Source organism: Streptomyces lincolnensis (genome assembly GCF_021173675.1).
Taxonomy (GTDB): Bacteria; Actinomycetota; Actinomycetes; order Streptomycetales; family Streptomycetaceae; genus Streptomyces; species Streptomyces lincolnensis_B.
The window spans coordinates 658239-677134 of sequence record NZ_JAIHON010000004.1; the positions used below are offsets into that span (position 1 = coordinate 658239).

At 70.3% G+C, this 18896-nt stretch carries 20 protein-coding genes; 14 read left to right on the plus strand and 6 right to left on the minus strand.

Annotated features, from left to right (window positions below; translation table 11 throughout):
- The first annotated feature begins 49 nt into the window (after nt 1–49).
- The 8 genes from atpE (at nt 50) to K4B79_RS13870 (ending at nt 6866) form a co-directional block, all read left to right on the plus strand.
- Nucleotides 50–280, plus strand: coding sequence for an ATP synthase F0 subunit C (atpE, locus tag K4B79_RS13835; protein ID WP_009321656.1), 231 nt, complete (start codon nt 50–52; stop codon nt 278–280).
- 41 nt (nt 281–321) lie between these two features.
- On the plus strand, nt 322–864 hold the full coding sequence (locus K4B79_RS13840) for a F0F1 ATP synthase subunit B (RefSeq protein ID WP_232026819.1): 543 nt from the start codon (nt 322–324) through the stop codon (nt 862–864).
- Nucleotides 861–1676 (plus strand): F0F1 ATP synthase subunit delta, encoded by an 816-nt coding sequence (locus tag K4B79_RS13845; protein WP_232026820.1) that lies wholly within the window; start codon nt 861–863, stop codon nt 1674–1676. The genes K4B79_RS13840 and K4B79_RS13845 overlap by 4 nt, the downstream gene beginning before the upstream one ends.
- Nucleotides 1677–1801: 125 nt before the next feature.
- Nucleotides 1802–3397 (plus strand): F0F1 ATP synthase subunit alpha, encoded by a 1596-nt coding sequence (atpA, locus tag K4B79_RS13850; protein ID WP_232026821.1) that lies wholly within the window; start codon nt 1802–1804, stop codon nt 3395–3397.
- A 21-nt stretch (nt 3398–3418) separates the two neighbouring features.
- A complete protein-coding gene (locus tag K4B79_RS13855) occupies nt 3419–4336 on the plus strand; it encodes a F0F1 ATP synthase subunit gamma (protein ID WP_232026822.1) in 918 nt (305 codons plus the stop codon).
- On the plus strand, nt 4336–5772 hold the full coding sequence (atpD, locus tag K4B79_RS13860) for a F0F1 ATP synthase subunit beta (RefSeq protein WP_232026823.1): 1437 nt from the start codon (nt 4336–4338) through the stop codon (nt 5770–5772). Before K4B79_RS13855 ends, atpD begins: the two co-directional genes overlap by 1 nt.
- Before the next feature lie 111 nt (nt 5773–5883).
- The gene (locus K4B79_RS13865; protein ID WP_232026824.1) at nt 5884–6258 is read left to right on the plus strand and encodes a F0F1 ATP synthase subunit epsilon; all 375 of its coding nucleotides are present in this window, start codon (nt 5884–5886) and stop codon (nt 6256–6258) included.
- A 161-nt stretch (nt 6259–6419) separates the two neighbouring features.
- Nucleotides 6420–6866, plus strand: coding sequence for a DUF2550 domain-containing protein (locus K4B79_RS13870; RefSeq protein WP_232026825.1), 447 nt, complete (start codon nt 6420–6422; stop codon nt 6864–6866).
- Nucleotides 6867–6885: 19 nt separating this feature from the next.
- Here K4B79_RS13870 and K4B79_RS13875 read toward each other — a convergent pair whose 3' ends face one another.
- The 3 genes from K4B79_RS13875 to K4B79_RS13885 all read right to left on the minus strand — a co-directional run bounded on the left by K4B79_RS13875 (nt 6886) and on the right by K4B79_RS13885 (nt 10670).
- On the minus strand, nt 6886–8709 hold the full coding sequence (locus tag K4B79_RS13875) for a glycoside hydrolase family 18 chitinase (protein WP_232026826.1): 1824 nt from the start codon (nt 8707–8709) through the stop codon (nt 6886–6888).
- A 129-nt stretch (nt 8710–8838) separates the two neighbouring features.
- Nucleotides 8839–9489 (minus strand): response regulator, encoded by a 651-nt coding sequence (locus tag K4B79_RS13880; RefSeq protein ID WP_232026827.1) that lies wholly within the window; start codon nt 9487–9489, stop codon nt 8839–8841.
- Nucleotides 9486–10670: a sensor histidine kinase gene (locus K4B79_RS13885; RefSeq protein WP_232026828.1), complete on the minus strand. Its 1185-nt coding sequence runs from the start codon at nt 10668–10670 to the stop codon at nt 9486–9488. Before K4B79_RS13885 ends, K4B79_RS13880 begins: the two co-directional genes overlap by 4 nt.
- 153 nt (nt 10671–10823) lie before the next feature.
- On the opposite strand from K4B79_RS13885, the gene K4B79_RS13890 reads away from it, so the two are divergent.
- A complete protein-coding gene (locus K4B79_RS13890; RefSeq protein ID WP_232026829.1) occupies nt 10824–11411 on the plus strand; it encodes a hypothetical protein in 588 nt (195 codons plus the stop codon).
- Entirely contained in the window at nt 11408–11590 is a 183-nt protein-coding gene (locus K4B79_RS13895; protein WP_232026830.1) for a DUF5708 family protein, read from the plus strand. Before K4B79_RS13890 ends, K4B79_RS13895 begins: the two co-directional genes overlap by 4 nt.
- A gap of 6 nt (nt 11591–11596) precedes the next feature.
- Here the strand turns inward: K4B79_RS13895 and K4B79_RS13900 are convergent, their stop codons facing one another.
- Genes K4B79_RS13900 through K4B79_RS13910 form a run of 3 tightly spaced genes read right to left on the minus strand, consistent with a single transcriptional unit; the run spans nt 11597 to nt 13723 of the window.
- The gene (locus K4B79_RS13900) at nt 11597–12169 is read right to left on the minus strand and encodes a cob(I)yrinic acid a,c-diamide adenosyltransferase (protein ID WP_232026831.1); all 573 of its coding nucleotides are present in this window, start codon (nt 12167–12169) and stop codon (nt 11597–11599) included.
- Between the two features lie 13 nt (nt 12170–12182).
- Complete coding sequence (locus K4B79_RS13905; protein WP_232026832.1) at nt 12183–12932, minus strand: ABC transporter permease; 750 nt, start codon at nt 12930–12932, stop codon at nt 12183–12185.
- 8 nt (nt 12933–12940) lie between these two features.
- A complete protein-coding gene (locus K4B79_RS13910) occupies nt 12941–13723 on the minus strand; it encodes an ABC transporter ATP-binding protein (RefSeq protein WP_232026833.1) in 783 nt (260 codons plus the stop codon).
- Between the two features lie 80 nt (nt 13724–13803).
- Here K4B79_RS13910 and K4B79_RS13915 point away from each other — a divergent pair, with 80 nt between their 5' ends.
- The 4 genes from K4B79_RS13915 (at nt 13804) to K4B79_RS13930 (ending at nt 18886) form a co-directional block, all read left to right on the plus strand.
- Nucleotides 13804–14445 (plus strand): TetR/AcrR family transcriptional regulator, encoded by a 642-nt coding sequence (locus K4B79_RS13915; RefSeq protein ID WP_232026834.1) that lies wholly within the window; start codon nt 13804–13806, stop codon nt 14443–14445.
- Between the two features lie 137 nt (nt 14446–14582).
- Nucleotides 14583–15431, plus strand: a complete 849-nt coding sequence (locus K4B79_RS13920) for a 3-hydroxyacyl-CoA dehydrogenase family protein (RefSeq protein ID WP_232026835.1) — start codon at nt 14583–14585, stop codon at nt 15429–15431.
- 260 nt (nt 15432–15691) lie between these two features.
- Nucleotides 15692–16015, plus strand: a complete 324-nt coding sequence (locus K4B79_RS13925) for an STAS domain-containing protein (RefSeq protein WP_095750291.1) — start codon at nt 15692–15694, stop codon at nt 16013–16015.
- 267 nt (nt 16016–16282) lie between these two features.
- A complete protein-coding gene (locus K4B79_RS13930) occupies nt 16283–18886 on the plus strand; it encodes an ATP-binding protein (RefSeq protein WP_232026836.1) in 2604 nt (867 codons plus the stop codon).
- The last annotated feature ends 10 nt before the right edge of the window (nt 18887–18896 follow it).

An 18896-nucleotide genomic window follows, 5' to 3' on the forward strand; every position in this document is an offset into this window, starting at 1 on the left:
CGTCCGGTGGCCAACCCCCACCGGTCCGTAAAGAAAAGGAAGAACTGGCATGTCCCAGACCCTTGCTGCCGTCGAAGGCTCCCTCGGTTCGATCGGTTACGGCCTCGCCGCCATCGGTCCCGGCGTCGGCGTCGGCATCATCTTCGGTAACGGCACCCAGGCTCTCGCCCGCCAGCCCGAGGCGGCCGGTCTGATCCGCGCCAACCAGATCCTCGGCTTCGCCTTCTGTGAGGCGCTGGCCCTGATCGGTCTGGTCATGCCGTTCGTCTACGGCTACTGATCAGCGACACCAGTCCAGCCGACTAGACGAAAGGCACTCACATGAGCCCGATGCTCATCGCGGCGAGCGAGGGGGAGAACCCCCTCGTCCCGCCGATCCCCGAGCTCGTCATTGGTCTGCTCGCCTTCGTCATCGTCTTCGGCTTCCTCGCCAAGAAGCTCCTCCCGAACATCAACAAGGTTCTGGAAGAGCGCCGCGAGGCCATCGAGGGCGGTATCGAGAAGGCCGAGGCCGCCCAGACCGAGGCCCAGAGCGTTCTTGAGCAGTACAAGGCTCAGCTCGCCGAGGCCCGTCACGAGGCCGCGCGTCTGCGCCAGGAGGCGCAGGAGCAGGGCGCCACGCTCATCGCCGAGATGCGCGCGGAAGGCCAGCGGCAGCGCGAGGAGATCGTCGCCGCCGGTCACTCCCAGATCGAGGCCGACCGCAAGGCCGCCTCGTCCGCCCTGCGCCAGGACGTCGGCAAGCTCGCCACCGAGCTGGCCGGCAAGCTCGTCGGCGAGTCCCTCGAGGACCACGCCCGGCAGAGCCGCGTCATCGACCGCTTCCTCGACGAACTCGAGGAGAAGGCCGAGGCGACCCGATGAACGGAGCGAGCCGCGACGCCCTGGCAGCCGCACGTGAGCGTCTCGACGCGCTGACGGACTCCACGTCCGTGGACGCCGGCTCGCTCGCCGACGAGCTGGCCGCCGTCACCGCGCTGCTCGACCGCGAGGTCGGCCTGCGTCGGGTCCTGACCGACCCGGCGCAGTCCGGTGAGGCCAAGGCCGAGCTCGCCCAGCGCCTGCTCGGCTCCCAGGTCAGCGGCCCGACCGCCGACCTGGTCTCCGGCCTGGTGCGTTCCCGCTGGTCGCAGTCGCGCGACCTGGTGGACGCGCTGGAGGAGCTGGCGAACCTCGCCGACCTCACCGCCGCGCAGAAGGCGGGCACGCTCGACAGCGTCGAGGACGAGCTGTTCCGGTTCGGCCGGATCGTCACCTCGAACACCGAGCTGCGCGCCGCGCTGACCAACCGCAAGGCCACCTCCTCGGCCAAGGGCGAGCTGCTGGGCAGTCTGCTCGGCGGCCGGGCCGCCGCTCAGACCGAGCGTCTGGTGACGCGCCTTGTGGCCGCGCCGCGGGGACGTAGCCTGGAAGCGGGACTGGAGTCCCTGTCCAAGCTCGCCGCCGAGCGCCGGGACCGCATGGTGGCCGTGGTCACCTCCGCGGTTCCGCTCAGCGACCCGCAGAAGCGGCGCCTGGGTTCCGCCCTGGCGAAGCTCTACGGCCGCTCGATGCACCTCAACCTCGACGTGGACCCCGAGGTCCTCGGCGGGATCCGGGTGCAGGTCGGCGACGAGGTGATCAACGGCTCCCTCGCGGACCGGATCGCGGACGCCGGCCGCCGACTGGCGGGCTAGCAGCAACTTCATAAGCAGTACGTACTTATTACGGCCCTGGTTGGGCCGTGCAGAAGAATCCTGGGGGTCGCCCCCAGACCCCCAAAGTGAAACTTCGGGCCCAACAAGGAGAGCAGGGAACCCAGATGGCGGAGCTCACGATCCGGCCGGAGGAGATCCGGGACGCGCTGGAGAACTTCGTCCAGTCGTACCAGCCGGACGCGGCCTCGCGCGAGGAGGTCGGTACGGTCACCCTTGCCGGCGACGGCATCGCGAAGGTCGAGGGTCTGCCCTCGGCCATGGCCAACGAACTGCTGAAGTTCGAGGACGGCACCCTCGGCCTCGCGCTGAACCTGGAAGAGCGCGAGATCGGCGCCGTCGTCCTCGGTGAGTTCAGCGGCATCGAGGAGGGTCAGCCGGTCACGCGCACCGGCGAGGTCCTGTCGGTCGCCGTGGGCGAGGGGTACCTCGGCCGCGTGGTCGACCCGCTCGGCAACCCGATCGACGGCCTCGGCGAGATCGAGACCAGTGGTCGTCGCGCCCTTGAGCTGCAGGCTCCGGGCGTCATGGCCCGTAAGTCGGTGCACGAGCCGATGGAGACCGGCTACAAGGCCGTCGACGCGATGACCCCGATCGGCCGTGGCCAGCGTCAGCTGGTCATCGGTGACCGTCAGACCGGCAAGACCGCCCTGGCCGTCGACACGATCATCAACCAGCGCGACAACTGGCGCTCCGGCGACCCGAAGAAGCAGGTCCGCTGCGTCTACGTCGCCATCGGCCAGAAGGGTTCGACCATCGCCTCCGTGCGTGGCGCCCTCGACGAGGCCGGCGCGCTGGAGTACACGACCATCGTCGCCGCCCCGGCGTCCGACCCGGCCGGCTTCAAGTACCTGGCGCCCTACACCGGCTCGGCCATCGGCCAGCACTGGATGTACGAGGGCAAGCACGTCCTCATCATCTTCGACGACCTCTCGAAGCAGGCCGACGCCTACCGCGCCGTGTCCCTGCTGCTGCGCCGCCCGCCGGGGCGCGAGGCCTACCCGGGTGACGTCTTCTACCTGCACTCCCGTCTGCTGGAGCGCTGCGCGAAGCTCTCCGACGACATGGGCGCCGGCTCGATGACCGGTCTGCCGATCGTCGAGACCAAGGCCAACGACGTCTCGGCGTTCATCCCGACCAACGTCATCTCCATCACCGACGGCCAGTGCTTCCTGGAGTCGGACCTGTTCAACGCCGGTCAGCGCCCCGCGCTGAACGTCGGTATCTCCGTCTCCCGAGTCGGTGGTTCCGCGCAGCACAAGGCGATGAAGCAGGTCTCCGGCCGACTGCGCCTGGACCTCGCCCAGTACCGTGAGCTGGAGGCGTTCGCCGCCTTCGGTTCCGACCTGGACGCGGCCTCCAAGGCCCAGCTGGAGCGCGGTCAGCGTCTGGTCGAGCTGCTCAAGCAGCCGCAGTACCAGCCGATGCCGACCGAGGACCAGGTCGTCTCCGTGTGGGCCGGTACCACCGGCAAGATGGACGAGGTCCCCGTCGCCGACATCCGCCGCTTCGAGAAGGAGCTCCTCGAGTACCTGCACCGCAAGGAGCAGGGCCTCATGACCTCCATCAAGGAGGGCGGCAAGATGTCCGACGACACGCTGACGGCCGTCGCCGACGCCATCGCCGACTTCAAGAAGCAGTTCGAGACCTCGGACGGCAAGCTGCTCGGCGAGGACGCCCCGGCCGTCAACGTCTCCAAGTGACGTAAGGAAGGGACCTGACTCATGGGAGCCCAGCTCCGGGTCTACAAGCGTCGCATCCGATCCGTCACCGCGACCAAGAAGATCACCAAGGCGATGGAGATGATCGCCGCCTCGCGTGTCGTCAAGGCACAGCGCAAGGTGGCGGCCTCCACGCCGTACGCGACCGAGCTCACCCGCGCGGTCACGGCGGTCGGTACCGGTTCGAACACCAAGCACCCGCTGACCACGCAGGCCGAGACGGTCACGCGGTCCGCGGTGCTGCTCCTGACCAGCGACCGCGGTCTGGCCGGTGCCTTCAACTCCAACGCCATCAAGGCGGCGGAGCAGCTGACCGAGCGCCTGGAGCGCGAGGGCAAGCAGGTCGACACCTACATCGTCGGCCGGCGTGGTCTCGCGCACTACAACTTCCGTGAGCGCAAGGTCGCGGAGTCGTGGACCGGGTTCACGGACGAGCCGACGTACGCGGACGCCAAGAAGGTCGCGGCACCGCTGATCGAGGCCATCGAGACGGACACGGCGGACGGCGGTGTGGACGAGATCCACATCGTGTTCACCGAGTTCGTGTCGATGATGACGCAGACGGCGCTCGACGACCGGCTGCTGCCGCTCAGCCTCGACGAGGTGGCTCAGGAGTCGGCGACGAAGGACGAGATCCTTCCGCTGTACGACTTCGAGCCGTCGGCGGAGGACGTCCTCGACGCCCTGCTGCCGCGCTACGTGGAGAGCCGTATCTACAACGCGCTCCTCCAGTCGGCCGCCTCCAAGCACGCCGCCACGCGGCGCGCGATGAAGTCGGCCACCGACAACGCGGGAGAGCTCATCGAGACGCTCTCGCGGCTTGCCAACGCGGCCCGCCAGGCCGAAATCACCCAGGAAATCAGCGAGATCGTCGGTGGCTCCGCAGCCCTGGCCGACGCGACCGCGGGGAGTGACAGGTAATGACGACGACAGTTGAGACGGCCGTTGCCACGGGCCGCGTCGCCCGGGTCATCGGCCCGGTCGTCGACGTGGAGTTCCCCGTCGACGCGATGCCGGAGATTTACAACGCCCTTCACGTCGAGGTGGCCGACCCGGCCGACGCCGGCGTGAAGAAGACCCTGACCCTGGAGGTCGCCCAGCACCTGGGTGACGGCCTGGTCCGGACGATCTCCATGCAGCCCACCGACGGTCTGGTCCGCCAGGCCGCCGTCACCGACACCGGCACGGGCATCACCGTCCCGGTCGGCGACTTCACCAAGGGCAAGGTGTTCAACACCCTCGGTGAGGTGCTGAACACCGACGAGACCTACGACGGTGAGCGCTGGGCGATCCATCGCAAGGCGCCGAACTTCGACGAGCTCGAGTCGAAGACCGAGATGTTCGAGACCGGCGTCAAGGTCATCGACCTTCTCACCCCGTACGTCAAGGGTGGAAAGATCGGCCTGTTCGGCGGTGCCGGCGTCGGCAAGACGGTGCTCATCCAGGAGATGATCTACCGCGTCGCCAACAACCACGACGGTGTCTCCGTGTTCGCCGGTGTCGGTGAGCGCACCCGTGAGGGCAACGACCTCATCGAGGAGATGGCCGAGTCGGGCGTCATCGACAAGACCGCGCTGGTCTTCGGTCAGATGGACGAGCCCCCGGGCACCCGTCTGCGCGTGGCCCTGGCCGGTCTGACCATGGCGGAGTACTTCCGCGATGTGCAGAAGCAGGACGTGCTGTTCTTCATCGACAACATCTTCCGCTTCACGCAGGCCGGTTCCGAGGTCTCGACCCTGCTCGGCCGGATGCCCTCCGCGGTGGGTTACCAGCCGAACCTGGCCGACGAGATGGGTCTCCTCCAGGAGCGCATCACCTCGACCCGTGGTCACTCGATCACCTCGATGCAGGCGATCTACGTCCCCGCGGACGACCTGACCGACCCGGCCCCGGCCACCACCTTCGCCCACCTCGACGCGACGACGGTTCTCTCCCGTCCGATCTCCGAGAAGGGCATCTACCCGGCCGTGGACCCGCTGGACTCCACGTCCCGGATCCTGGACCCGCGCTACATCTCGGCGGACCACTACAACACCGCGATGCGCGTCAAGACGGTCCTGCAGAAGTACAAGGACCTCCAGGACATCATCGCGATCCTCGGTATCGACGAGCTGGGCGAAGAGGACAAGCTCGTCGTCCACCGGGCCCGTCGTGTGGAGCGCTTCCTGTCCCAGAACACCCACGTCGCCAAGCAGTTCACCGGCGTCGACGGGTCGGACGTGCCGCTGGACGAGTCGATCACCGCGTTCAACGCGATCATCGACGGCGACTACGACCACTTCCCGGAGCAGGCGTTCTTCCTCTGCGGTGGCATTGAGGACCTCAAGGCCAACGCCAAGGAGCTGGGCGTCTCCTGAGCCTCGCGCTCATGAAGAGGGGCGGGCTGCGTCCCGCCCCTCTTCGTACGCCTACTAGACTTGTAACCAACACCCGGCAGACCCGCCGGGTGGTGACCCGAGGAGCCACCCTTGGCTGCTGAGCTGCACGTCGCGCTGGTCGCGGCCGACCGAGAGGTCTGGTCCGGCGAGGCCACCCTGGTCGTCGCGCGCACCACGTCCGGCGACATCGGCGTCATGCCCGGTCACCAGCCGCTGCTCGGTGTGCTGGAGTCGGGCCCCGTGACCATCCGTACGAGTGATGGTGGGACGGTCGTCGCCGCGGTGCACGGCGGTTTCATCTCGTTCGCGGACAACAAGCTGTCGCTGCTGGCCGAGATCGCCGAGCTGTCGGACGAGATCGACGTCCAGCGCGCGGAGCGCGAGCTCGAGCGCGCGAAGGCGGAGGGCGACGCCTCCGCCGAGCGTCGGGCGGACGTACGACTGCGTGCGGCGACGGGGCGCTGACCTCGCTCGCCATACGATGACGTCACTCAGCCGCGGCTGGGACCGGAGCGATCCGGTACCCGGCCGCGGCTGAGGCAAATGTGGGTGTTTTTTCCATTTCGTTACCGAGAAATCCGTAACCGAAAGAGTCCGTAACCGAGGAGACGAGGAGGTCGGTGTCGATGGTCCTCGCCCTGACTGTGTGCGGATTGGTCGTGGCTCTGGTGGTGCTGGGGCTGTTCGTCTTCGGCCTGCGCCGCAGGCTCATCCAGCGCTCCGGCGGCACCTTCGACTGTTCGCTGCGCTGGGACGTCCCGGAGAAACCCGACACCAGCGGCAAGGGGTGGAGCTACGGTGTCGCCCGCTACAACGGCGACCGTGTCGAGTGGTACCGCGTCTTCTCCTACGCCTACCGCCCGCGCCGCGTCCTGGAGCGCGCCTCGATCGAGGTGGCCGGCCGCCGGCTTCCCGACGGCGAGGAGGAGCTGGCGCTGCTCTCCGACCACATCGTCCTCACCTGTCTGCACCGGGGCACGCGCCTGGAACTCGCGATGAGCGAAGACGCGCTGACCGGTTTCCTCGCGTGGCTGGAAGCAGCCCCGCCCGGTCAGCGCGTCAATGTGGCGTAACGCGTAACGCGTAACAGTCCTACTTGAGACCGTTGTTGATGGCGGTCACCAGCTCACCGCCCGTGGTGTCGCCGCTGAACTCCCAGAAGAACGCGCCGCCCAGGCCCTGGTTCTTGGCCCAGGTCATCTTTCCGGCGATGGTCGCGGGAGTGTCGTAGGACCACCAGTTGGTGCCGCAGTGCGCGTACGCGGTGCCCGCGACGGTGCCGGTGGCCGGGCAGGAGTTCTTCAGGACCTTGTAGTCCTCGATGCCGGCCTCGTAGGTGCCGGGTGCCGCTCCGGTCGCCGAACCGCCGGGGGCGGACTGGGTGACGCCGGTCCAGCCGCGGCCGTAGAAGCCGATGCCGAGCAGCAGCTTCTTCGCGGGGACGCCCTTGGCCCTGAGCTTGGCGATGGCGTCGGCGGAGTTGAAGCCCGCCTGCGGGATCCCCGGGTACGAGGTCAGCGGGGAGTGCGGGGCGGTGGGGCCGTCCGCGTCGAAGGCGCCGAAGTAGTCGTACGTCATCACGTTGTACCAGTCGAGGTACTGGGCGGCGCCGCCGTAGTCGGCCGCGTCCAGCTTGCCGCCGGCGGAGCCGTCCGCGGTGATGGCCGCGGTGACCAGGTAGTTCGGGCCGAACTCGGTGCGCAGGGCCTGGGAGAGGGTCCGGAACGCGGCCGGTCCCGAGGTGTCGCAGGTCAGGCCGCAGGCGTTCGGGTACTCCCAGTCGATGTCGATGCCGTCGAAGACGTCCGCCCAGCGCGGGTCCTCGACCACGGCCTTGCAGGACTTGGCGAACGCGGCCGGATTGGCCGCCGCCTGCCCGAAGCCGCCGGAGTAGGTCCAGCCGCCGAAGGAGTACAGCACCTTGATGTGCGGGTACTTGGCCTTGAGCTGGCGGAGCTGGTTGAAGTTGCCGCGCAGCGGCTGGTCCCAGGTGTCGGCGGTGCCGCTGACGGACTGGTCGGCGGTGTAGGCCTTGTCGTAGGCGGCGAAGGTGTCGTCGACCGTGCACTGGCCGTTCTTCACGTTGCCGAACGCGTAGTTGATGTGGGTGATCTTCGACGCGGAGCCGGAGGTCACCAGGTTCTTGACGTGGTAGTTGCGGCCGTAGATGCCCCACTCGGTGAAGTAGCCGAGCTTGACCTTGTCACCGGTCGGGGGCGGCTCGGTGGTGCCGCCGGTGGTGCGCACCGCGGTCGCGGCGCTGACCGGGCCGGTCTGGTCGGCGGTGTCGCGGGCCTGCACGGAGTAGGAGTAGTCGGTGCCGGCGGTCAGGCCGGTGTCCGTGTACGAGGTCGACGTCACGGTGGCGATCCTCGCACCGTCGCGCAGGACGTCGTAGTTCTTGACGCCCTTGTCGTCGGTGGCCGCGCTCCAGGCGAGCTTCACCGAGGTGTTGGTGATGTCGGAGGCGGTGGGCTTGCCGGGGGCGGAGGGGGCGGCGTCGCCGGGGACCGAGGTGCCGTCGCAGCTGCCGCCGTTGAGCTTGCAGCCCGCGGGGGAGCCGGTGCCGGAGCCGTTGAAGCCGAAGGAGACGGAGGCGCCGGGGGCCAGGGAGCCGTTCCAGGACTTGTTCTTGGCGGTCCAGTGGGTGCCGGCGTTGGTGACGTCGGCGTCCCAGGCGGAGGTGACGGCGGTGCCGGAGGGGAAGTCCCACTCCACGGTCCAGGAGCTGATGGTGGTGGTGCCGGTGTTCTTCACCGTCCATTTGCCCTCGAAGCCGGAGCCCCAGTCCTGGGTCTTGGCGTAGGTGGCGGTGGCGGAGGTGGCGGCTTGGGCGGGGCTCGCGAGGCCGACCAGGCCGGCGAAGGGGAGCAGCAGGGTTGCGAGACCCGCCGCGGCTCTGTGTCTGAAGCGCATGCTGCGCCTCCTCGTGGGGTTGTCGGGGCATGACCTGAGCCGTCTGCCCGCAGTGCCGCGAGGATAGAAAGGTCTGGACCACAGGTCAATAGGTCTGGACCACCCGCCCTGAGTGGGGCCCGGCGCGGTTCAGACGCCCAACTCCTGCGCCAGCACCGCCGCTTGGACCCGGCTGCGCAGCTCCAGCTTTCCCAGCAGTCGGCTCACGTGCGTCTTCACGGTCGCCTCCGCCATGTCGAGCCGCACGGCGATGTCCGCGTTGGACAGCCCCTCGCCCAGACAGGCCAGCACCTCGCGTTCGCGGCGCGTGAGGGTGCCGAGGACCGCGGGGTCCGCGCCGGGCTGTCGTACGGGCTTGGCCGCGAACTCGGCGATCAGCCGGCGGGTGACCGCCGGAGCGATCAGGCCCTCGCCGCGCGCCACCGTGCGGACGGCCTCCACCAGGTCCTTCGCCTCCGTGTTCTTCAGCAGGAAGCCCGAGGCGCCGGCCCGCAGCGCCCCGAAGACGTACTCGTCGAGATCGAAGGTGGTCAGCACGAGCACGTCGGCCAGGCCCTCCTCGACCACCTGCCGGGTCGCCGACACCCCGTCCAGACGCGGCATCTGTACGTCCATCAGCACCAGGTCGGGCCGCAGCTCCCGGGCCAGCGCCACCGCCTGCTCGCCGTCCGCCGCCTCGCCGACCACCTCGATGTCGGGGGCGCTGCGCAGGATGAGGACGAGCCCCGCCCGGACGGCGGACTGGTCCTCGGCGACGAGGACACGGACGGCACTGCTCATACGGGGTCTCCTTCGGTCAGGGGGAGTGTGACGCGGACAGCCCAGATCTTGCCGTCCGCCGAGTCCTCGGGAGCGGCTTCGAAGGCGCCGCCCAGCAGGGCGACGCGCTCCCGCATGCCGACCAGACCGGCCCCCGAGCCCGGCGCGCGAGGTCCGTCGTGGTCCCCGAAGGGGCTGGTCACGGTGACGACGAGGGAGCCGTCCCGCTGGGCGATCACCACGGCGACCCGGCCGGGGGAGGCGTGCTTGAGGGCGTTGGTCAGGGACTCCTGCACGATGCGGTACGCGGCGAGCTCGACCGGGGCGGGAACGGCGTCGTGCGTGGCGTCGAGGGTCACCTCCAGGCCGTTGGTGCGGGCGCCCTCGATCAGGGCGCCGAGTCCGTCCAGGGTGGGGGCGGCGACCGGCTCGGTGTCGCCGCTGGAGTCGCGCAGGATGCCGATGAGCCGGCGCATCTCCGAGAGCCCCTCCACGCTGTTCTGGCGGATGACGGCCAGCGCGTCCCGGGAGGTCTTCGGGTCGTCCAGGGAGAGCGCGGCCGTGGAGTGGATGGCGATCGCGGAGAGGTGGTTGGCGACCATGTCGTGCAACTCGCGGGCCATCCGGGCGCGTTCGGAGGTGACGGCCTGAGTGCGGTCCATCTCGGCGAGCAGCGCGGTCTGTTCCGCGCGCAACTGCGCTGCCTCGGCGGCGTCCCGGTGGTTGCGGACGATCGAGCCGGTGGCCGCCGGCCCGAAGGCCAAGGCACCGATGAGCACGCCGATCAGCAGTGCCTCCGGCACGCGCCACACCGCGAACGGCACCACCGTCCCCGCCACCGTGAGCAGTCCGGCGATCCTGGGGATGCGGCGGGCCGAGGCGGGCGGACCGTACAGGACGGCGGCGTACACGACATCGGTGAACATCAGCACCGTGGCCACGCTGCCCTGGGTCATGAGGTCCGCGGTCACCGCGACCGTGCCGGTCAGCAGGGCCACGCGCGGGGCGGTCCGGCGCAGCAGCTCGCAGCCCGACATCACCGCGAGCAGCGCGAGGACCGGCCACGGGCCGTCGAAGAGCGTGATGGGATCCCTGGCCGGCCGCACTCCCAGGCCGAGGGCCGCCAGCAGCACTCCGCCGAGCAGCCCGCCGACCGCGAGGTACACGTCGAAGCGGTGGGGGCGCGGGAGTCGCAGGGCCATGTCCTCCATACAACACGCCCCGCGCGCCGGGCGCCTGCTTCCCGGGAACGGTCCTGGGCTGCATCTTTCGATGTACCGCGACTTCGTCACCGCCGACGACGATCGGCCCGGATTCCGACGGGAGCCTGGAAGGGTGACCGAGAGGAGCGAGTCGTGGTCGTCACGTTGATCATCGTCTGTGAGATCGGCTTCTGGGTGCTGCTGGCAGCCGGCCTGGCCTTCAGGTACCTGCTGCGGATGCCGCGCACCGGCATGGCGCTGCTGCTGTGCGAACCGTTGCTGGAGGTCGTGCTGCTGGTCGTCACCGCGCTGGACCTGAAGAACGGCGCCGACCCGAGCTGGAAGCACGGTCTGGCCGCCCTGTACATCGGCTACACGGTGGGCCACGGCCATCGCACCGTGAAGTGGCTCGACGGCCACGCCGCGCACCGGCTGGGCGGCGCCGCGAAGCCGCCGGGCCCGCCCCGCTACGGCATGGCCCGCGCCCGGCACGAGGGCAAGGTGTGGCTGGGCACGCTCACCGCCGCCGTCGTGGCGACCGTCCTGCTCCAGCTGGCCATCTGGTACGTCGACGACCCCTCCCGCACCGGCTCCCTGGAGAGCTGGCGCTACGCCGCCTGGCGGGCCGCCGGCATCCACGGCCTGGTCGCCCTGACGTACACGATCTGGCCGAAGAAGGCTCCGGCCGGGGCCGAGGAGGACGGGCGGGTCACGTCCGGGAAGGACCGGGTCCGGTCATGAGCCGGGCGTCGAAGAACCTGCTGGAGGGCCTCCTCACCTTCCTGATCGGCCTGCCGCTGTGGCTGTTCACCGAGGACGTGGAGGTCCCGGTGGTCACCCTGACCAAGGTCGGCCTGGTCATGATGTGCTGGGGAGGCGTGCTGACCGCGGCGGGCCTGTACCGGACGGCACGCCGATAGGCGGCGTCAGCGCTCGCCGCCCGGGACCCAGAGGACATCGCCCTCGGCCCTGTTCGCCGTCCGCGCCAGGATGAACAGGAGGTCGGAGAGGCGGTTGAGGTAGGTCGCGGTGAGCGGGTTCATCGCCTCGGCGTGGACCTCCAGGGCGGCCCAGGTGGAGCGCTCGGCCCGGCGGACGACCGTGCAGGCCTGGTGGAGGAGGGCGGCGCCGGGGGTGCCGCCCGGGAGGATGAAGGAGCGCAGCTTCTCCAGCCGCTCGTTGAAGCGGTCGCAGTCCGCCTCCAGCTTGTCGATGTAGAACTGCTCGACCCGCAGGGGCGGGAACTCGGGCTTCTCGACGACGGGCGTGGACAGGTCGGCCCCGACGTCGAACAGATCGTTCTGGACGCGGGTGAGGACCTTGACGACCTCCTCCTCCAGCCCGCCCAGCGCGATCGCCGTGCCGAGGACCGCGTTCGCCTCGTTGACGTCCGCGTAGGCGGCGATCCGCAGGTCGGTCTTGGCGACCCGGCTCATGTCACCGAGGTTGGTGGTGCCCTTGTCGCCGGTCTTCGTGTAGATGCGCGTCAGATTGACCATGGGGCCAGCGTAATTACGCTCCGGACGTCCGGAAGACCCGTGTGCCCACTGTCACGGCCAGCGCGGTGAGGGCTACGGCGACCAGGACGCCGTAGAGCATGTGGGCCGTGGCGTACGAGCCGACGTAGGCGTCCCGCACGGCGTCCACCAGATAGCGGAACGGCATGAAGTGGGAGAGGACGTCCAGCCACCCCGGGGCCAGGGTCATGGGGAGCATCAGGCCGGACAGCAGCATCGACGGCATGCTCAGCGCGTTGACCGTGGGGCCGAACTCCGCGGGGGTACGGACCCGCATCGCCAGCGCGTACGACAGCGAGCCGAGCGAGACCGTGAGCAGCGCGACGAACGCGAAGCCGATCAGGACGCCGGCCAGAGGCGCGCGCAGACCCATCAGCACGGCGGCGAGGACCAGCAGCACCGCCTGGAAGACGAACACCGTGGCGTCGCGCAGCACGCGGCCCAGCAGCAGGGCCAGGCGGCTGACGGGCGTGACCCGCATGCGCTCGACCACTCCCTGACCGTTCTCGATGATGATCGAGAAGCCCGCGAACGAGGCCCCGAACAGGCCGAGTTGGAGCAGCAGCCCGGGCACCAGCAGCTGCCAGGAGCTGCCCTGGCCGCCGAGCGGCAGATCGGTGAGCAGCGGGCCGAAGAAGAGCAGGTACAGCAGGGGCATCAGCACGCCGAAGAGCAGCGCGAAGCGCGAGCGCAGGGACTGGCGGAGATAGCGGCCGTAGATGAGGGCCGTGTCGTGCAGCAGCATCGGGTGTCCTAGACGGCTACGGGAGTGGTGTCGGTGGGGGTGGCGCGGCGGCCCGTGATGGCGAGGAACGTGTCCTGGAGGCTCGCGTCGGCCGAGCCGCCGTGCTTCTGCTTCAGCGCGCTCGGCGTGCCCTCCGCGACGACCACGCCCCGGTCGACGATCACCAGGCGGTCGGAGAGGGCGTCGGCCTCGTCGAGGTAGTGGGTGGTCAGGAAGACGGTCGTGCCGTGGGTCTCGCGCAGCCGGCGGACCAGGTCCCACAGGTCGGCACGGGCGCCGGGGTCCAGGCCGGTGGTGGGTTCGTCGAGGAAGAGGACCTTCGGGCGGTGCGTGAGCGCCATCGCGATGTCCAGGCGGCGCCGCTGACCGCCGGAGAGCGCGCCGCACCGGCGGTCGAGCAGGTCGGTCAGGTCGAGGTCCCGGGCCAACTCCGCCGCACGCCCGATCGCCTGAGCCTTCGTCAGGCGGTACAGGCGGCCCTGGGTGACCAGCTCCTCGCGCACCGAGATCTGCGGGTCGACACCGCCCGACTGGGCCACGTATCCGCACGCCCGGCGCACCCCCGCGGGGTCGGTCGCGAGGTCGTGGCCGGCGACGGTGGCCGCGCCGCCGGTGGGGGCGAGCAGGGTCGTGAGCATCCGCAGGGTCGTCGTCTTCCCGGCGCCGTTGGGGCCAAGGAAGCCGAGGATCTCGCCCTCGCGCACGGTGAGGTCGATACCGCGCACGGCCTGGACGGGGCCGAGCTTGGTCTGGAAGGTACGGGCGAGTCCCGCCGCACTGATGAGGGGCATGACGCCAGAAAAGCAGAGTTGCTGAAAGTTTGCAATGACTCCAAATTTTCAGTAGGCCCAGCGAAGCTAGGATGTGGACCATGACCGAAGGGCTCAGGGAGCGCAAGAAGCGCGAGACGAGGCAGCGGATCTCGGACATCGCCACCGGGCTCTTCCTGGAACACGGATTCGCGGCGGTCACGATCGCGGAGGTCGCGGAGGCGGCCGACGTCTCCGTGAACACCGTCTACAACTACTTCCCGACCAAGGAGGACCTCTTCCTCGACCGCAGCGCGGGAGTCGTCGACCGGCTCGCGCGCTGGGTGCGCGGCCGGGACGTCGGGGAGTCGGCCGCCGCGGCCGTCCTGCGGGAACTGCGCGACGAGGTCCGGGCGGTCTCGCCCCGGGTGGGCCTGATGACGGGCTACGACCGCTTCATGCGGGTCATCCATGACGCGCCGCCGCTCCGCTCCCGGCTGTGGAGCATCCAGCAGGAGGTCCAGGAGAACCTGGAGACGGCCCTGCGCGAGGAGACCGGAGCCGCCGACGACGACCCGCTGCCCACCCTGATCGCCGGTCAGATCAACTGGATCCACCAGGCGGCCATGGCGGCCATCGGACGCGAGATGGTCGCCGGGCGCAATCCGGACGAAGTGTCACGGGAGACGCTCGGGCTTCTGGACGAGATGGAGGAGCTGTTGAGCGAGAAGGTGCTCAACTACGCCGTCCGGGGCGCCGCATGACTCCCCCCGGTGTGATGTCCGTCATCTGAGACGTGACGCGCATTACTAAGCGGCCACACGGCCCCTCACGAGCGCTAAGGTCCGCCGAAGAGGCAACTTGAACATGGTGTAAGGCGTTTCAAAGGGGAGTCGCGACAGTGGCACGGAAGCTTGCCGTCATCGGTGCCGGCCTGATGGGTTCCGGCATCGCCCAGGTCTCCGCCCAGGCGGGCTGGGAGGTCGTCCTCCGGGACGTCACCGACGAGGCGCTCAAGCGGGGCACCGACGGCATCAAGGCGTCGTACGACAGGTTCGTGAGCAAGGGCAGGCTCGAAGCGCACGACGCCGACGCCGCCCTCGCCCGGATCACCGCGACCACCGACCTGGACGCCGTCGCCGACGCGGATGTCGTCGTCGAGGCCGTGTTCGAGAAGCTGGAGGTCAAGCACGAGATCTTCCGAGCGCTCGACAAGATCGTGAACTCGGACGCCGTGCTCGCCTCCAACACCTCCGCCATCCCGATCACCAAGATCGCGGCCGTGACGGAGCGCCCCGAGCGGGTCGTCGGCACGCACTTCTTCTCGCCGGTCCCGATGATGCAGCTGTGCGAGCTGGTGCGCGGCTACAAGACGAGCGACGAAACCCTCGCCACCGCGCGGGAGTTCGCCGAGTCCGTCGGCAAGACCTGCATCGTCGTCAACCGCGACGTGGCGGGGTTCGTGACCACCCGGCTCATCTCCGCCCTCGTCGTCGAGGCGGCCAAGCTCTACGAGTCGGGCGTCGCGAGCGCCGAGGACATCGACCTCGCCTGCAAGCTGGGCTTCGGCCACGCCATGGGACCGCTCGCCACGGCGGACCTCACCGGCGTCGACATCCTGCTGCACGCCACCGGCAACATCTACACCGAGTCCCAGGACGAGAAGTTCGCCCCGCCGGAGCTGATGCGCCGGATGGTGGACGCCGGTGACATCGGACGCAAGAGCGGGCAGGGCTTCTACAAGCACTGAACTCCAGTCGCTGAACCACAAGCGCTGAATCGCAGTCACTGAACCACAGGCACTGTGAACCACAGGCACTGAACTACAGGCACGGAAACCGCACAGACCCCACGGGCATCACACCCGGGGGTGAATTCGGTATCGGTTCGCTTACGGACGGCAACCTCCGAGGGTCTCACACCGTCAGAGGTTGCATCACCGTCATCAGCTGTGAACGCAGCACCACCCGGCACCACACGGAGACACGTACGCACTCACGGGGAGCGCATATGCACATCAGGGGCGACCACGTCGAGCTGGTCGTCGGGGGCCGCCTCGACGTCCGCAGCGCGGCGGACGCCCGTACGGTCCTGCACTCGGCCGTCGACGACGGAGTCGGCGATCTGGTCCTGGACCTGTCCGAGCTGGATTCCTGGGACGCCACCGGACTCGGGGTGATCATGGGGGCACACCGGCGGGCCGGCCGCTGCGGCCGACGACTGGTCCTGCGCGGCGTACCGCCGCAGATGCAGCGCCTGCTCGTCGCCACCCGGCTGCACCGCATCCTGGCGATCGAGGGCGGCATCGGCGTGGAGTCCCTGCCCCGCGTGTGACTGACCCGATCGGGTGTGAAGCGGGCGACGAGGGTGACCCGCGCGGGACGTCACGATACGCATGACGCGCGCAATCCTCACGAGACTGTGACGTCTCGCACGGCGCGGTACTCCGGGCTGTCGTAGATACTGTGCGAAGGTTTAGGGTTCGGTCGCCCGCTGTGTGAACAACCCTGGAGCGGGTCCGGACCAGAAGCGACAGCGCGGTGTGCAACAGGCCGGGAGGGGCCGGAACTGGCACACGACGCTTTTGGGGGGCTAAAACCTATGGACCCGAACAACCGGGAACCCGAGGGGTACGGCCACGACGGGGACAGTCATGCCCCGCGGCAGCGCCCGCCCAGGGATTCCCTCACACCGGACTTCGCGCAGCACACACCCGCTCTCGCCCGGACGGTGCAACTCGTCACGGGCGACTACCTGCTGACCGTCAACCCGGTCGACGGCAGTGAGATAGAGGTCTGCCCGCCGGGCGAACGCCCCGGCCGGCCCGAGAAGCTCAGCGCGGCCGCGCGGGCCGAGGTCGCCCGTGCCACCCGGCCGCCCGTGCCACCCGGCCCGGCGCTGCCCGAGCTGCCGCTCCTGGCCCGTCAGGACGAACGCGAGCGGCTGGTGCGGCTGCTCGCCCGCGGCCGTTCCGTCCGCCTCACCGGCCCGGCCGGCGCCGGCCGGACCAGCCTCCTCGACGTCGTCGCCGAGGACTGCGCGGACCTCGCCCCCGACGGGGTGATCCGCCTCAACGGCAGCCACCGCACCGTGGACGACCTGCTCCACGACCTCTTCTACGCCGTTCACAACGCACCCCTGCACCGCCCGGACCGGGACGACCTGCTCACTCACGTCCGGGAGATCGGCGCGGTCGTCGTCCTGGACGACGTCGAGTTCGGCGGCGCCGCCCTGGACGCGTTGCTGGACGCCACCCCCGAGTGCGCCTTCCTGATCGCAGCCACGCCCGACGTGCCCGCCCCGTCCGCCGACTCCCTGCTCGAAGAGGTCTTCCTCGGCGGCCTGGAACGCGCCGACGGACTGGAGCTCCTGGAGCGCGCCGTCGGCCGGGCCCTCACCGAGGAGGAGTCGAACTGGGCGGGCGACCTGTGGTTCGAGTCCGAGGGGCTGCCGCTGCGGTTCGTCCAGGCGGGCGCCCTGCTCCGGCAGCGCGACCGGCTGCGGGCCGGCGCGAACGCCGTCGACGAGTTCGGCGTCTTCGCGGACGCCACCCCCGTCGACGCGCCCTTCGACACTCCCTACGACGCCTCCGAGGGGGAGGGCGAGAACGTCCCGCTGCCCTCGCTCGGTGAAGCGGCCGCCCCCGCCCCGCTGCTGGCCACCCGGCTCAGCGACTCGGCGCGCGCCACCCTGCGGTTCGCCGTCGCGCTCGGCGGCGAGGTGCCCGACCAGGCGCACCTGCCCGCCCTGGTCGACGACACCCACGCGGACGCCGCGCTCGGCGAGCTGGTCTCCTGCGGTCTGGTCACCCCGGTCGGCGCCCACTACCGGCTCGCCGCCGGCGTCCTGGCCCAACTGGAGGCCGCCGGATACGGCGACGACACCGAGGCCCGCGCGCTCACCGCCGCCCAGCACTACGCATGGTGGGCCGGGCACCCCTCGGTCACCCCCGAGCGCGTGTGCGCCGAGGCGGACGCCGTGCTCGCCGCGCTCGACGTGCTGGTCCCCGTCACGGCACCGCCCGCCGAGAACGCTGAGAACGCCGAGAGCCCCGCCGTACGACTGGCCCGCACGGCGGCACCCGCGTTCGCCGCGGGCGGTCACTGGGGCGCCTGGGAGCGGGCGCTGCACCTGGGCTCCGAGGCCGCCCGGCTCGCCGGCGAGGGCGCCGAACGGGCCTACTTCCACCACGAGCTGGGCGTCCTCGCGCTCTGCTCGGGCGAACTCGACCGCGCCCGCTCCGAACTGGAGGCCTCCATCGGCCTGCGCGGCGCCCTCGCCGACAAGCGAGGCACCGTCGCCGGCCGCCGCGCCCTCGCCCTGGTCTCCGACCGCTCCGGCGACACACCGGGCCTCGGTGCGCCGGCCGGGCTCGGCGCGCGGGCGGGGGAGGAGGTGCCGGACGCGCGGTACGAGGAGTCGCAGTCGCCCCCGGGCGGGGTCCCGGCGGCCTTCCCGCCGCTCCAGCCGCCCTCCGACAGCGGCACGTTGGTCACCTACCGGGCGGCGTCGTCGTCCGACGGGCCCACCGTGGTGGGCTCCGGGTCCGTGGGAGGCCCCTCGGGGGCCCACAAGGCACGCGGCGGCTTCCGGGGGTTCGCCCGGCGCAACCTCGTGGCCTCGGGCGCGGGCGCGCTGCTCGTGGCGGTGCTCGGCACGGTCGTCACGCTCGGCGCGACGTCCGACAACACCCCCGATGAACCGTCCAATCAGGTCGGCGTCAACCCGTCCGCCAGCCAGGGCGTCAACGACGGCAACCTGGGCGCCGACGAACCGAAGAACGACGACGGCTCCGACACCGGCGTGGCCACCAGCCGCCCGACCGACCCGGGCCCCGACGGCACCCTCGGCACCTCCGACGACCCGACCCCGACGGACACGGCACGGCCGTCGGACGACCCGAGCGGGACGCGCGGGCCGACCGGCGGTACGACGACGGCGCCGACGAAGCCGCCGACCTCCTCGAAGCCGCCGTCCTCGTCCAACCCGCCCACCAGCCAGCCGCCGACGAGCCAGCCGCCCACCAGTCAGCCGCCGACCAGTCAGCCGCCCACGAGCCAGCCGCCGACCTCACCGCCGCCGAGCACCCCGGAGACCTCCGACTCGGCCAGCGGCCCCGCCTCCTCCCCGGTGGAGACCAGCAGTTCGGCCAGCGCTCCCGAGACCACGGCGAACTCGCCGAGCAGCTCGGAGTCGGTCATCTGACCCGCGTACA

What these genes read in the sequence shown, in the direction of transcription:
- atpE (WP_009321656.1), top strand. Translation starts at nt 50, where the DNA reads ATGTCCCAGACCCTTGCTGCCGTCGAAGGCTCCCTCGGTTCGATCGGT.
- K4B79_RS13840 (WP_232026819.1), top strand. Translation starts at nt 322, where the DNA reads ATGAGCCCGATGCTCATCGCGGCGAGCGAGGGGGAGAACCCCCTCGTC.
- K4B79_RS13845 (WP_232026820.1), top strand. Translation starts at nt 861, where the DNA reads ATGAACGGAGCGAGCCGCGACGCCCTGGCAGCCGCACGTGAGCGTCTC.
- atpA (WP_232026821.1), top strand. Translation starts at nt 1,802, where the DNA reads ATGGCGGAGCTCACGATCCGGCCGGAGGAGATCCGGGACGCGCTGGAG.
- K4B79_RS13855 (WP_232026822.1), top strand. Translation starts at nt 3,419, where the DNA reads ATGGGAGCCCAGCTCCGGGTCTACAAGCGTCGCATCCGATCCGTCACC.
- atpD (WP_232026823.1), top strand. Translation starts at nt 4,336, where the DNA reads ATGACGACGACAGTTGAGACGGCCGTTGCCACGGGCCGCGTCGCCCGG.
- K4B79_RS13870 (WP_232026825.1), top strand. Translation starts at nt 6,420, where the DNA reads ATGGTCCTCGCCCTGACTGTGTGCGGATTGGTCGTGGCTCTGGTGGTG.
- K4B79_RS13875 (WP_232026826.1), bottom strand. Translation starts at nt 8,709, where the DNA reads ATGCGCTTCAGACACAGAGCCGCGGCGGGTCTCGCAACCCTGCTGCTC.
- K4B79_RS13880 (WP_232026827.1), bottom strand. Translation starts at nt 9,489, where the DNA reads ATGAGCAGTGCCGTCCGTGTCCTCGTCGCCGAGGACCAGTCCGCCGTC.
- K4B79_RS13885 (WP_232026828.1), bottom strand. Translation starts at nt 10,670, where the DNA reads ATGGCCCTGCGACTCCCGCGCCCCCACCGCTTCGACGTGTACCTCGCG.
- K4B79_RS13895 (WP_232026830.1), top strand. Translation starts at nt 11,408, where the DNA reads ATGAGCCGGGCGTCGAAGAACCTGCTGGAGGGCCTCCTCACCTTCCTG.
- K4B79_RS13900 (WP_232026831.1), bottom strand. Translation starts at nt 12,169, where the DNA reads ATGGTCAATCTGACGCGCATCTACACGAAGACCGGCGACAAGGGCACC.
- K4B79_RS13905 (WP_232026832.1), bottom strand. Translation starts at nt 12,932, where the DNA reads ATGCTGCTGCACGACACGGCCCTCATCTACGGCCGCTATCTCCGCCAG.
- K4B79_RS13910 (WP_232026833.1), bottom strand. Translation starts at nt 13,723, where the DNA reads ATGCCCCTCATCAGTGCGGCGGGACTCGCCCGTACCTTCCAGACCAAG.
- K4B79_RS13915 (WP_232026834.1), top strand. Translation starts at nt 13,804, where the DNA reads ATGACCGAAGGGCTCAGGGAGCGCAAGAAGCGCGAGACGAGGCAGCGG.
- K4B79_RS13925 (WP_095750291.1), top strand. Translation starts at nt 15,692, where the DNA reads ATGCACATCAGGGGCGACCACGTCGAGCTGGTCGTCGGGGGCCGCCTC.
- K4B79_RS13930 (WP_232026836.1), top strand. Translation starts at nt 16,283, where the DNA reads ATGGACCCGAACAACCGGGAACCCGAGGGGTACGGCCACGACGGGGAC.